Below are 13,839 nucleotides of genomic sequence, written 5' to 3'. Positions count from 1 at the left end.
AAGGAGCGCTATTAACCGTTAACCAGCAGTTCTTTCAGCTGCTTGATCTGCTTGCGCTCGCCCGCTAGTACCAGCGTCGATCCCGCTGTCAGGATGTCGTCCGGACCCGGATTGATTTTCTGCTCTTTCTTGTTCACAATCGCTAATACATTAGCACCTGTACGTTGACGAACCTGAAGCCCTGCAATGGATTGTCCCACGCATTTGTAATGCGGCTCGATGCGTGCCCATTCGATGATCAGGTCTTCAAGTGTCACCTCGATCGTCTCGAGCGCTTTCGGCTTATACGTCATGCCGCCGATGATGCCGGCAATTTGTCTAGCCTCATCATCCTCTAATGTAATCTGGGAGATGGTCTCCTCAGGATCGTCATCTTCAAAATGGTACAGTTCTCTACGGCCATCGTCATGAATCACAATAACCAGCTTATCCCCTGATCTTGCCTGAATAAGGAATTTCTTCCCGATACCCGGCAGATCAGATTCGCGAATAATACTCATGTGAAAATCCTCCGTTCTGGGGTTAATTCAATCTCTAGATTATATAGATTAGTTGGAAGAAAGTAAATCATCCCAGCATCCTCATACTTTCCTTTTTTTTACTTTCTCCACAGGTTCGCTCCATTTGAATATTTTATTCACGCCACGATAGACCCGTTTTGACTCCTTGGCTAGAAGAGGCCCGAGGATCGCAAGAATCAGAACATATAGCGCCGAGAACGGTTTCAGCACGGCGGACAGTCCGCCAGCTAGTCCCAGATTCGCAACAATGATCGTGAACTCCCCGCGCGCCATAATAGTCAATCCGATGTTAAGCGACGACTTATGCGATAATCCTGCCTTGCGTCCCGCGATCATGCCTGCTACAAGGTTGCCAATAATAGTCAGTCCCACGGCACCGAGTGCCAGCCATAACGCATTCCCCAGCGTGGTCGGGTCGATACCGAGACCGAAACTGAAGAAGAAGATCGCTCCAAAGAAATCACGGAAAGGAATAACCAACTGCTCAATCCGTTCACTATGATCTGTCTCGGATAAGGCTAGTCCGAACAACAGCGCGCCAATCGCTTCAGCTACGTGCAGCGTCTCTGAAAATCCAGCAATAAAGAACATCGACGAGAAAACAACGATAATGAAAATTTCGCTGGATGTAATATTCAGCAATTTGTTAAGTATAGGTGGACCTTTTCTCGCAATAACAAAGAACAACAGCATGTAACCTATGGATATACCTACGGAGATAATCGTTGCCCCTACCGATGTAGCCCCGCCTAACAGCAGTCCCGACATAATCGATAAGAACACGGCAAGGAATATATCATCGAACAAAATCATGCCAAGAATAAGCTCCGTCTCCGCATTACCGGTGCGCCGCAGATCCACCAGCACTTTCGCCACAATTGCAGTAGAGGAAACGGACAACATCCCTGCAATGATTAACGTCTCATATAGCGGCATGTTGATTACAAATCCGTAAGCCAGGCCCAGTGCAAAGTTTAGGATGACATATATGGTTCCGCCTACCACTATGTTTCGTCCGGATTTGATTAATTTTTGAACAGAGAATTCAAGGCCAAGGTAAAAGAGCAAGAATAGAATACCGATTTGCCCCAGAAAATCGATGATTCCCTGGCTCTCGATAAATTTAAAGTCAAGAATTCCTATCGTTGGTGCATGCGGACCTACAAGCATCCCGAGTACAATCAAGAACGGTATAATCGAGAACTTGAGCTTTCCTGCAATTATGGAGGCTATAGCAACCAGAATCAGAGCAGTTCCAACCTCAAACATCATATGGTCCATAGAAGACCTCCTCCTCCTCAAATTTGACTTCGGGCAATCATTCCTATTATACATAAAAATGCATACATTTACAAAGCAACAGCAATATTCTTGCTTGATAGCCCAATAGATACTACATTATTTACATAAAGTACAGGCTTAATTTTATTAGTGATTTTATGGTTTCCAAAAAATATAAATTATATCCAAATAATTTACCACACAAAAGATAATGAATATTTATGCATAAAAACGAATAATACATCAGGTAAAAAAATACATATATCGCGAATCAAAATGGATTTTCCAGGCTATCCCTTGCTCTTTATCCACACGAAAAAGAAGCCCGGTGGCTGCAACCACGGGGCTTCCGGCTATATTTATTTAATTATTTAAACCAACCTTTTTCTTTAAAACGCGTGATTGCTTCGATCCGGTTGCTGACGCCAAGCTTATCAAGAATAACGGAAATATAATTCCGCACGGTACCTGTCGTAATAAACAGCTGGTTGGCAATTTCCTTCGTATTCTTGCCGTCCGCTATCAGGCCCAGCACTTCCTTTTCCCGCTCCGTCAGCGGATTCTCTTCACCGGAATACGCTTCATCCACCAGCTCGGAGGCGTATATTCGTCTGCCTGCCATAATGCTCCGAATGGATGCAGCCAGTTCCTCGCTTGGGCTGTCCTTAAGCAGGTAGGCGTTGGCGCCGGCCTTCACGGCACGCTCGAAATACCCCGGCCGGGCAAAGGTCGTCAAGATCATTACCTTGCAGCCAAAGCCCTTTAGTTCTTCGGCAGCCTCAAGTCCGTTCATCATCGGCATCTCAATATCCATGATACAGATATCCGGTTTATGAAGTTTGACAAGCTGTACGGCATCCTTCCCGTTCCCTGCCGTCCCGACCACTTGCATATCTTCTTCCAGATCAAGCAGTGAGGCCAGGGCTCCAAGCAGCAATCGCTGATCTTCGGCTATGACAATTCGGATCATATTCCCGCCTCCTTATCCGGCATTCTGAGCACATTAGGTACACGAAGGACCAGCGTAGTCCCCTCGCCGGAAGTGAGCTCCATGCTTCCGTTTACGAATTCAAGCCGCTCTCTCATTCCCCGCAGTCCATTTCCGCGGTTTCTCGCATCGGTCACGAACCCTGTTCCATTGTCCTTCACCCTCGCAACCAGATCCGTTTCCGTGGATTCGATCACAATGGAGCACACCGTAGCATTGCTATGTTTCACTATGTTATTCACGGCCTCTTTCAGGCACATGCTGATCACATTTTCATTCATTAACGACAGATTTTCCGGCTCCAACGTTCCCTCAAAATTTAATTCAATCTGGGCAGCCTTTAGAATTTGCTGAATGCGGAAAATTTCATCCGTGAGCCGGGTCCCCCGCATCCGTGTCACCATCTCACGCACTTCCTGGAGTGCCGTTCTGGCCGTCTGGCGTACATCGTTGATCTCGGCCTGAGCTCTTTCCGTATCTTGCGTCATCAATTTACCGGCCAAATCACTTTTGAGGCCGATGAGAGACAGCTTCTGTCCGAGCGTATCATGCAGATCGCGGGCTATCCGCTGACGTTCCTCCAGCTTCACCAGTTCCGAAATCCGTTTGTTGGCATCCTCCAGCTGACCCTGCAGCTGATCATTCTTATTCCGGTTATAGTTCGTCACGGGCAGCAGAATCACCCCGACTACACTGACAAGCATAAATGGCAGCTGTGTGATAAAGAACGGATTCCGCGTTAACAATCCATAATTGACCGTAATGATGGTCGTGACCAGATGGATGGAGTACAGCGTGATAAACCCCGCTTTATTCTTGATGTTCCCGATGAAAAATGCGAGGAACAACGAGAAATAGATATACCCGAATACCAATGACATCGTAATCGATATTAAAATTTGCAGACTCGTCCAGAAGTAGACGAGCCAGCCTTTGGCCAGAAATGAAAGCACATAGAAGGCGAAGAACATCACAATCATCAGTGTTCCGAAGACAACCTGGTAGGTAGAGGTCGAACGGAAGATGAAATAAAACGGAAGGATGTAGAAGACGACCCATACATAAGGGCTCAGCCCCGTACTTTTATGAAATATCTGATACCATTTCTGCATGGAGTCCCACCTTCTGTCGGTTCAAGCTTTAGTCCTCATTTCTACATAACGGACCCGTATTCTTATTCATTTCTATTATAACCTCGTCTCGAACGGAATTACTCGCCCTGCACTCTAGGTCTGCTGCTCGCCAGGCTCTTCTCGGCTTTCGCCAATACCGATTCCTGCGGTTTACGGAGCGACTTCTTGGCTTCCCTAAACGTGACGAACACCTTTTTCTCTTCATCCCACAGACGGAAACGAATAGACTTCAGACTGGTCTTGAGCGTAATCGTTGTTGCCTTTTGCAGCGGAGGAGCGGCTTCATGGGCCTTCTCCAGGTTATAATTAGGAACCTTCGGACTAAGATGGTGAACGTGATGGAAGCCGATGTTACCCGTAATCCATTGCAGAACCTTCGGAAGTTTGTAATAAGAGCTGCCTTCTACGGCTGCATTGATATAACTCCACTCTTCATCATGCTCGTAGTACGTTTCTTCGAATTGATGCTGTACATAGAACAACCAAATGCCAAGCATCCCCGATACCATAAAGATAGGAGCTTGAACGAGCAGAAACGCCTGCCATCCAATCGCCCAGCACAGTAATGCATACAGCGCAACAATCGAAATATTCGTTATATAGTTACTGATCTTCTCCTTGCGTCTCGCGCCTTTGCGGTTGAAACGATAAGATACCAGAAAAATGGCGATAGGACCCAGTCCAAACATCACGATCGGATTGCGGTATACCCGGTAGTATAAACGCTGCCAAAAAGAAGCCGCTCCATACTCTTCAACGGTTAATACCCACATATCGCCGATTCCACGCTTATCGAGATTGCTGCTCGTCGCGTGATGAATCGCGTGCGTGTTCTTCCATTGCTCGTAAGGGCACAATGTAATTACGCCTGTAATCGTGCCGAGAATTTTGTTCGCCTTGCGGCTTTTGAAGAAAGATCCGTGACAGCAGTCATGGAATATGATAAACGTCCGGACAACAAACCCCGATGCAATAACCGCTATGGGAATGGTAAGCCAGTACGATACGGATAGGCTTAAATAAGCTGCATACCATAGCAATATCAAGGGAACCAGTGTATTGAAAAGCTGACCAATACTCGCCTTTGTGTCAATTTCCTCATAAGGGGCAACGTTCTTCTTTAAGCTGGATAGTTTGTTATCGGGTTTAGCCATAGTTGTCTTCCTCCTCGAAATGGCGCAAGGACGTTATACATGTATCACGCACTTGTCTAACTTAATTATAGTTAGAATGTCACGCGTGTCGTAGTCATAAACGTCATTTCGGGAGTATGACAAATATCATATATCGGTGCGGGAATCGGCCGGATACCGCAGTCCGACCTGACGTCTGGCTTCCTGCATGATTTCAGCCGTAATGAGTGAGTTGGCATGGGTATTGATTGCACTTTCCCTTTCGCCGCATTGGATTAAATCGATAAATTCCCGAGCTTCATAATACATCGATTCATGGGTCTGCAGTTGGGTGACGTTCTCAATGGTGCCGTCTCTGTAATGGATCTTCACATCGTAAGGCTGATTGATCTTGTCGATAATCATCGTGCCGTTCTCGCCCTGGATTTCGGCAGGGGCATAGGAATCGCTGATCTTGGAGTGCATGATAACGGCATCCATCTCGGGATAGGACAACAACAGACTGCCCTCGCCATCAACCCCGGAGGATAGCATATAACCCGAAGCTTTGACGGAGCCCGGTTTACCGAACAGGGTGACCATCGGGTACAGGCAATAAATCCCCAGATCCATGAGTGAACCGTTGGAATATTCGGGATTAAATGCATTGAGTACCGTCCCCTGCTTGTACGCATCATAACGGGAGGAGTATTGGCAATAGCTTGCAAAATAACGCCGAATCGGACCCAGCTTGTACAGGTTGTCCCTGACGGTCTTGAAATTCGGCATCAACGTCGACTTCAGGGCTTCCATTAGCAGAACGTTGTTATTCTTCGCAGCTTCAATCATGGAGGACACTTCGACTGCGTTAGAAGCCATCGGCTTCTCGCAGAGAACATGCTTTCCGTGGTTCATGCATAATATCGCCTGATCGACGTGATAGGAATTCGGGCTCGCAATGTACACCGCATCAATCTCGTCATCCTGCAGCATCGTCACAAGATCCGTGTACACTTTGGGATCCGCGTACTTGGCCGCAAAAGCCTTTCCCTTCTCTTCTGTACGAGAGTATACGGCAGCAAGAATAAATTCTTCCGTCTCCAGAGCAGCTTGGAGAAACCGCTCGGTAATCCAGTTTGTGCCGATAACGGCAAAACGGATGTTCATCCCTAATCCCTTCCCTTCTTATTTGATTATGATTGATCTTTCGCTTTCGTTACATCCATCCTTCAAACGTCGAAATTCGCTCGCGTGCCGAATCCGGAATCGGTGTGCTCTTGCCTGACGCGGTATCGATGAGGACAATGGTTCCGCGACCGGCCGCTTTTAAGGTGCCATCCACCACGATCGCATATTGGACGTCCATGGAGGAACGCCCGATCTCAGCCACCCGGACATGAAGCTTAAGCGGGTCCTTCAGATACATTTGAGCAAGATACTGGCATTCCAGATCCGCAACCACCGACACCTTTTTGTCGCTGAACAGATCCTCGGTCAATCCCAGGTTCTCGAAGTACTCAATGCGTCCCTGCTCAAAATACATGAAATAACTGACGTTATTGACATGACCCAGCATATCCGTTTCGCAATACCTTATCTTTATCGGAATTTCAAAGTGAAATGTGTCCAGCCAAGTCATGGGATCCGGTTGTATGAAGGTTGTTTTTTTCATGATGAGTCCCCTTTCTCTTTATACGAGGCAAATGTATGTACAATTATAATCAGTCTTCTATCAAGGATAATGAATACAAGTTGGGTCCGTCAACTAAATAACCAAATCATGGATAATCCGCCGAATTCGCCCGTAGAATAAGGCTTGAAATTTTGCTTATCCCATCGGTTGTCTAAATGCTGCTAGTCATGAAAAAAGACCGCCCACTCCGAAGTTGGGACACTGGAGGGATGGTCTCGATAAGTATGAATGGAACAAAGTTCGGTTACAGAAAGCGCAGCTTAAGCGATCAATGCCGCTTCTTATAGTAGGTTAAAGCAAGCGCCAACGCCAGCACGGCGCCCTTCACGATATCCATCGCATAATACGGCACGGACAGCATGATCAGGCCATTTTGCAATATACCGATTAACACGGCGCCGACAAAGGTCCCGAGCGCGTTGGGCTTGCCGGCTCCGAATACGGAGTATCCGATGAAAGTCGCGGCGACGGCATCCATCAGATAAGGTCCGCCGGAGTTGACTTCTGCCGTCATGACGCGTGCCCCGAGGATAATGCCGCCGATGGCGGCAAACAATGCAGAAACCAGATAAGCAAGCAAACGGTATTTGCTCACCGGAATCCCGGATAAAGCCGCTGCTTCACGGTTGCCTCCGATCATATACATATACCGTCCGTGTTTGGTATAGGTCAGGAACAGATGGACGACGAGGACGACGAGAACCATAATGATAATGATCCATGGCACTTGCCCAATCTTCTCAAACACCGCCGGAATTTTACCGGTGGCAAAATCTCCGCTCGGCAGGATCATATTCTGGGAAATGGTAGCGCCGCGGGTATACGTGAGCGCAACGCCCTGAAAGATAAACATCGTGGCCAACGTCATCAGCATATCGTCAATTTTGAAATTGATGACCAGGAAGGCGTTAATCAACCCCACAACCAGGCAGAACAGCAGCGTGATACCAATGCCGATGCCGATATTTTGCCCGTGCCAGACAAACATGGAAATGACCAACGCGTTCGCCAGGGAAGCCGTCGAGCCGACAGACAGGTCAAAGCCGCCAACGGCCAGCGATACGGTCAGCCCGACGGCAATGATCGTCACGATCGAGATCGAACGGAGTATGTTAATAATGTTGCTTGTATTCAAAAAGTTGTCGGCGACGGTCCCGAATATGAGAATAAGTACAAATACCGTAATCAACGTACCGTATTTATAAAGAAAATCAAAAGCAAAACTAGCCGCCGGCTTCTCCTTAACAGGTCTTGCTGTATTCATGTCAACACGCCTCCTGTGCAATAAAGCAATATTTCCTCTTCGTTGGATGACTGCGTCGTTAGCTCCTTCGTGATGCCGCCGTCATACATCACATATACCCGATCCGTGATGCCAACGATTTCGGACAGCTCGCTTGAGGCGTACAGCACGCATTTCCCCCGCTTGGCCAGCTCGGCCACCAGATGGAAGATGTCCCGCTTCGCGCCAACGTCAACCCCTTTGGTCGGCTCATCAAAAATATACACGTCCGCGTCGACCAACAGCCACTTGCCGATCGCCACCTTCTGCTGGTTGCCCCCGGACAGGTTTCTCACTCTGGCCCGCTCATTTGGGGTCTTAATGCCGAGCGACTGAATAATCTCCCTCGCCGCCTGCTTTTCCTTGCCGAAGCTAAGCCAGGAGCCCCATCTGGAAAAACGGGACAGCACCGCAGCCGTTAAATTGACGGACACCGCTTCTTCCACGAAGACACCTTCGCGGCGGCGCTCCTCGGGGACCAGCGCAATGCCCTGCGATACGGCATCATGCGGCGAGCGGATGCGCAGCTTTTTCCCGTTCAGCGTGATCTCGCCGGTCGATGTGTCGGATGCTCCGAATATCGCTCGGCATAGCTCGGTTTTCCCGGCCCCGACCAGACCAGCCAGACCGACGATCTCCCCTTTGCGGATGTGCAGGTCAACGCCGTTGATTTTGCCCGGGTCAAACATCTTCTTCACCTCGAACCAGGTGGAGCCGATGTCCCGCTCGACGTGGGGAAACTGCTGCTCCATCTTGGAGCCCAGCATGTACTCCACCACTTTCGGCTGATCGATATTCGCAATGCGGTCACTCTTCACTAGCTGACCATCCCGCATGATCGTAATATCATCGCAAATTTCATACAGCTCCGGCAGCCGGTGCGATATGAAAATAATGCCGACCCCATCCTGCTTCAGCTTGCGCACCAGCTTGAACAACTGATCCGTCTCGCTGTGGCTGAGCGGCGCGGTCGGCTCGTCCAGCACCAGAATCCGGCACTGCTTGGAGACGGCTCTTGCGATCAGCACCATCTGCTTCTCCGCCAGCGTCAGCTCCGAAATCAGCTTCTTGCCGGGAACCCGGATATTCATCCGTGCAAGAATCGATTCGGCCTCCTGATGGAGTTCTTTCCAGTGGATCAAGTGCCGTTTGCCCATATCGTGAACCGTCCGGTCGAGCATAATGTTCTCCCCGACCGTCAGGTTCGGGATGAGCGCCGTATCCACCTCTTGATAGACGATCTGAATGCCCAGGTCCTTCGCTTCCTTCGGGGAACGAATGTGCACCTTGCTCCCATTGATCCAGATCTCGCCCTCGTAATGGTTGTAAGCTCCCGATAGAATCTTCATTAATGTAGATTTCCCTGCGCCATTCGCGCCGATCAACGCATGGGCCGTTCCCGCCGTCGTCTGAAAATCAACATCGGTCAACGCCTTAACACCCGGAAAGGAGATCGAGATATGCTTCATTTGAAGTAAGGGTGCCGCACCCGACACGTCGGTCGATGTGGCAGTTGTTGGCTCCATAACGCTTCGCAAGTGCATTCTTCCCTTCAAATAGGATAGGGCGCCCTTATCGATGACCGACAAGAGCGCCTGTATGAATCGTGCTGTTTATTTGCCGCCTGCTTCTTTCAACGCCTTCATCCAGTCCTCTTCGAATTCGGTGCTTGTTCCCCAGCTAGGGATAATATCCGCCAGGTTGACCATGTTGACCGCTTCGGTTGCACCGGCAAGGCCTGAGCGCTCGATCAATACAGGCTCCAGATTGACCGTAGCAGGCGTTTCCTCGCCGGCAATCTTTTTAGCAAGCAAACGGACGTTGATTGCGCCGATCGTTTTCGGATCCACGGCAGCCGTTGCCACCCATGGGCTGTCTTGCTTCTGAATCAGCTCCAAATCTGCATTGGATACGTCGATGCCGTAAATCTTAACCTCGGTACGTCCCGCTTCCTCTAGCGCTCTGGCTGCACCGATGGCGAAGGCATCCCAGGTAGCGAAGATCGCATCGAGCTCACCCTTCGGATATTTCGTCAGGATGGCGGATACTGCATTTTGCGTTTCCAGTGAAGTCTGGTTACTCGCTACACCGAAACGCTCCAGTTCCTTGATGCCCGGATTGTTCTTCAGCGTTTCCTGGTATACGGCATTACGACGCACCATCGGCGGGAATCCGTCTACCCAGAGATAGACAATGTTGGCTTCCGGCCCTTGCTCTTCGACCAGTTTGTCCAATGCCAGCTTCGCCAGCTGCTCGTCATCCTGCGATGTCTGGGTTACCCCTGCAATGTCGCCGATCTCCGGCAGGGAGTCAAAGGTGACGACAGGAATCCCTTTATCCGTAATCTTCTTCACGTCTTGAACCGATGCAGGGTCGTCTCCGTGCGAAATGATAAATCCATCGTAATCGCTGTCAATGGCCTGGGCGATCGCATCATGGAATTTGGCGGAATCCCCGTTCGCCGAGAAGGTATCTACCTTAAACCCGAGTGCCTCGCCTTCCTGCTTTGCGCCTGCCAAAAATTGCGCCGTATGATCATCGCCCCCGATTTTCCGGACGACCATCAATTTCACAGGATCCTTCTCCGCGATGCCTGCCGGCAGGTTCTCGACCTTGTCCGCCAGATTCCCGGCTCCGTTCCCGCCACCGCTGCCCGATTCGGCACAACCGGTTAAGACAATCATAAACGCGAGCACCAGCGTCGTTAATTTCCTTACATGTTTACTGCCTTTCATGTTCTCTCTCCCCCTGTTTTCCGTTAAAAGGACGACTATTAATACAAGTAATCCTATAGGATTTAACAGGAGGCGTCAACCTTTATTTTCTCGCTTTAATGCATGATTAAAAAAAGAGCTCGAAAGGCAGTGATTCACGCCCGAGCTCTTTTCTAATCTTGATCGATCAGCGCATCAAGCTTATCCTTCATCTTGCATTCCGCTATTCGCTGATACATGAATTAATCCAAACGAACACCCATTGTTTCAAGCCAAGCCTTCGCGATCAGGCCGTGTCCAGCCGGTGACGGATGCACGCCATCCGGCGCCCAGAAAGCAGCCTCGCGGCGCGCCGACGCCGCAGCGAACAATCCGTCCAGCGGCACTAGAAGCGCCCCGTATTCTACCGCCAATTCGCGAACCGCCGTGATTTTTGGATCCAGATCCTCGCGCCAAACTCTGCGATCCTCCGGATGCGGCAGCACGAACGGTTCAACCAGAATCAACTTGGCGTCCAGCGCCCCTTTGGTGCGTTCGATCAATCGACGGTAGCCAGCTTTGTAATCCTCGGTGCTTGTCGGGTCACCGCTATCATATCGACGCCAAGTGTCATTGATTCCGATATAGATGGATACCCAGTCCGGTTTCAGGTCCAGGCAATCCTCCTGCCATCTGTCATTCAAGTCAACGACCCGGTTTCCACTGATCCCTCTATTCAAAAAGGTTACGTTTAACTCAGGAAATTTCATGCCGAACAACGAGTCGATCAATAGCGGGTAGCCGTTACCCAAGCTGCCGGAAAAGTTCCGGTCACGACCGCAATCCGTAATACTGTCCCCTTGAAATAATACGACATCCCCTTGCTGCAAACGATTCATTCCACTTCCTCCTTATCGGTATGTTGCTAATGTACGTACAATTGGAAATTCGTAGGCTCATTTCTCGTGAGAACGCTTCCTAACATTTAAATATTTGCCGTTCAGGGCTCAATTCCTTTTTTATGTACCACGCAAATCGTCGATTTATGAGCGAATTTTTTTGGCATGTCCCGTTGAATGAGAACAAAGTTGATCGGGCGTACTTTCCCAGAAAACAGACCGTATCTAGCGGAAGTTATTAGCGAAAGTTTTTTTGGCGAGATCAAGACGGTAAACTTCTGAACTTCATACTCCTTATTCAACAAAAAACCTGCCCCGACTCCGGTCGGGACAGGTTCTATTATTGTTCGTTAGGCTCCGGTTGGCATAGCCACCCAGTGGCCTTCCGATACTTCCACAAGCTCCGAATGCTCGAGATTATACTTGTCCTCTCCGGTGCGTTCTTCCAGCAGTACCCGTTTCTTCTTGGATTCGATCTTCGGATCGGGTACCGGAATCGCCGCGAGTAAGGACTTCGTATAATCATGCTGCGGATTGGAGTACAGCTCTTCACTTTCAGCCAGCTCTACGATTTTGCCCATATACATAACAGCAACGCGGTCGCTGATATGCTTCACCATCGACAGGTCATGCGCAATAAACAGATAGGTCAAGCCCAGACGATGCTGCAGTTCCTCCAGCAGCTTCACGATCTGCGATTGAATCGACACGTCGAGCGCGGAGAGCGGCTCATCGCACACGATGAATTTCGGCTCCACTGCAAGCGCCCGGGCAATCCCGATCCGCTGGCGTTGACCGCCGGAGAACTCATGCGGATAACGCGTGGCATAGGCCGGATCCAATCCGACCATATCCAGCAGCTCCTCGACCCGTTTCTTCCGCTCCTGTTTACTGCCAGTCAATTTGTGAACATCCAGCGCTTCGCCGATAATGTCCACCACCTTCAATCTCGGGTTGAGCGAAGCATACGGATCCTGGAAAATCATCTGCATATGGCGCCGCATGGCCTTCATTTCCGAAGGAGAAAGACGATTCACAGACATTCCCTGATACAGCACTTCTCCGCCTGTTGGCTGGTGAAGGCGAAGGATGGCTCGTCCCGTCGTCGATTTTCCGCTGCCGGATTCCCCGACGACTCCAAGTGTTTCCCCAGCCTGAATATGAAAGCTGATATCATTCACCGCTTTAAGCACATTTCCTTTACCCATATCAAAATACTGCTTCAAGGATTTAACCTCTAACAGAGGTCCCTTGTAATCCGTGCTTGGCACGATGATCGGAGCCGGCTTAACTTTCTTCTTCTCATCCAGACGCGGAAGCGCGTTTAACAGCTTTAAGGTATAAGGATGCTGAGGATTCTCGAAGATTTCCTCCGTCGTGCCCGTCTCCACGATCATGCCGTCCTTCATCACCGCCACGCGGTCGCACATGCCCGCAACAACGCCGAGGTCATGCGTGATCAATATAATGGAAGAACCGAAGCGCTCCTGCATATTTTTCATCAGATTGAGGATCTGGGCCTGAATCGTTACGTCAAGCGCCGTTGTAGGTTCATCCGCGATCAGCAGCGCAGGACTGCACGCCAGCGCGATGGCGATCATGACCCGCTGCCGCATGCCGCCCGAGAACTCGTGCGGGTATTGATTATAGCGCGCTTCGCTGTTCGGTATGCCGACCAGCTTCAGCATCTCAAGCGCCTGCTTCTTCGCTTCCTGCTTGGACAGCTTCTGGTGTTTAACCAGGCTCTCCGATATTTGTTCCCCGATTCGGATAGTCGGATTAAGCGAGGTCATCGGGTCCTGAAAAATCATCCCGATATCGCGTCCGCGGATGCTCTCCATCTCTTTCTCGGTTTTCTCTGCCAGGTTCTGGCCAAGGAACAGGATCTCCCCATCCTTCATATAAGAGGGCGGGGACGGCAGCAGCCGCATGATCGAGCGTGCAGTGACGCTTTTGCCGCTCCCGGATTCCCCAACGATCCCGAGCGTTTCCCCTTTCTTCACTTCAAAGCTGACCCCACGCACCGCGTGAAATTCTGAATCACGGGATTGAAAGGCTACACTCAAATTTTTAACCTGCAATATCGGTTCCAACTCTGCTCACCTGCCATTATGCGTTTATGTCATTAAAGGAATATCATCTACAACTCTTATAATCTATTGACTTTTAAAATAGGCTAAAATAAAATATACTATATCACTCGGAATAATGCAATTTGAAACAAGGAGGAAAGGCAG

The 13,839-nt window shown here is 49.7% G+C and carries 12 protein-coding genes; all 12 read right to left on the bottom strand.

Translation table 11 applies throughout. The features are described 5' to 3' along the window. Positions 1-11: 11 nt before the first annotated feature. Positions 12-500, bottom strand: coding sequence for a cation:proton antiporter regulatory subunit (locus tag NYE54_RS07035; protein WP_071221197.1), 489 nt, complete (start codon positions 498-500; stop codon positions 12-14). Positions 501-581: 81 nt separating this feature from the next. Then, positions 582-1,802 (bottom strand): cation:proton antiporter, encoded by a 1,221-nt coding sequence (locus tag NYE54_RS07030; RefSeq protein WP_213645875.1) that lies wholly within the window; start codon positions 1,800-1,802, stop codon positions 582-584. Between the two features lie 367 nt (positions 1,803-2,169). Next, positions 2,170-2,772, bottom strand: coding sequence for a response regulator transcription factor (locus NYE54_RS07025; protein WP_339271079.1), 603 nt, complete (start codon positions 2,770-2,772; stop codon positions 2,170-2,172). Continuing rightward, on the bottom strand, positions 2,769-3,902 hold the full coding sequence (locus tag NYE54_RS07020; RefSeq protein WP_339271077.1) for a sensor histidine kinase: 1,134 nt from the start codon (positions 3,900-3,902) through the stop codon (positions 2,769-2,771). The genes NYE54_RS07025 and NYE54_RS07020 overlap by 4 nt, the downstream gene beginning before the upstream one ends. 98 nt (positions 3,903-4,000) lie before the next feature. Further along, complete coding sequence (locus NYE54_RS07015) at positions 4,001-5,077, bottom strand: fatty acid desaturase (RefSeq protein ID WP_339271075.1); 1,077 nt, start codon at positions 5,075-5,077, stop codon at positions 4,001-4,003. A gap of 126 nt (positions 5,078-5,203) precedes the next feature. Further along, entirely contained in the window at positions 5,204-6,202 is a 999-nt protein-coding gene (locus NYE54_RS07010) for a Gfo/Idh/MocA family oxidoreductase (RefSeq protein WP_339271073.1), read from the bottom strand. A 49-nt stretch (positions 6,203-6,251) separates the two neighbouring features. Further along, positions 6,252-6,707 carry a thioesterase family protein gene (locus NYE54_RS07005; protein ID WP_076322881.1) on the bottom strand — a complete coding sequence of 152 codons (456 nt, stop codon included), beginning with the start codon at positions 6,705-6,707 and terminating at the stop codon, positions 6,252-6,254. Between the two features lie 289 nt (positions 6,708-6,996). Continuing rightward, positions 6,997-7,992, bottom strand: a complete 996-nt coding sequence (locus tag NYE54_RS07000; RefSeq protein WP_339271071.1) for an ABC transporter permease — start codon at positions 7,990-7,992, stop codon at positions 6,997-6,999. Next, the gene (locus NYE54_RS06995) at positions 7,989-9,479 is read right to left on the bottom strand and encodes a sugar ABC transporter ATP-binding protein (RefSeq protein WP_339273410.1); all 1,491 of its coding nucleotides are present in this window, start codon (positions 9,477-9,479) and stop codon (positions 7,989-7,991) included. Before NYE54_RS06995 ends, NYE54_RS07000 begins: the two co-directional genes overlap by 4 nt. A gap of 144 nt (positions 9,480-9,623) precedes the next feature. Next, complete coding sequence (locus tag NYE54_RS06990; RefSeq protein ID WP_076322879.1) at positions 9,624-10,745, bottom strand: sugar ABC transporter substrate-binding protein; 1,122 nt, start codon at positions 10,743-10,745, stop codon at positions 9,624-9,626. A 221-nt stretch (positions 10,746-10,966) separates the two neighbouring features. Beyond that, on the bottom strand, positions 10,967-11,602 hold the full coding sequence (locus NYE54_RS06985) for an SGNH/GDSL hydrolase family protein (RefSeq protein WP_339271069.1): 636 nt from the start codon (positions 11,600-11,602) through the stop codon (positions 10,967-10,969). 350 nt (positions 11,603-11,952) lie between these two features. Further along, positions 11,953-13,695 carry an ABC transporter ATP-binding protein gene (locus NYE54_RS06980; RefSeq protein WP_339271067.1) on the bottom strand — a complete coding sequence of 581 codons (1,743 nt, stop codon included), beginning with the start codon at positions 13,693-13,695 and terminating at the stop codon, positions 11,953-11,955. Positions 13,696-13,839 lie beyond the last annotated feature (144 nt).

This window comes from Paenibacillus sp. FSL K6-1330 (genome assembly GCF_037976825.1).
GTDB lineage: Bacteria > Bacillota > Bacilli > Paenibacillales > Paenibacillaceae > Paenibacillus_AQ.
Note: the sequence above shows the minus strand (reverse complement) of the source record. Positions and strands in the feature narration are given on the sequence as shown.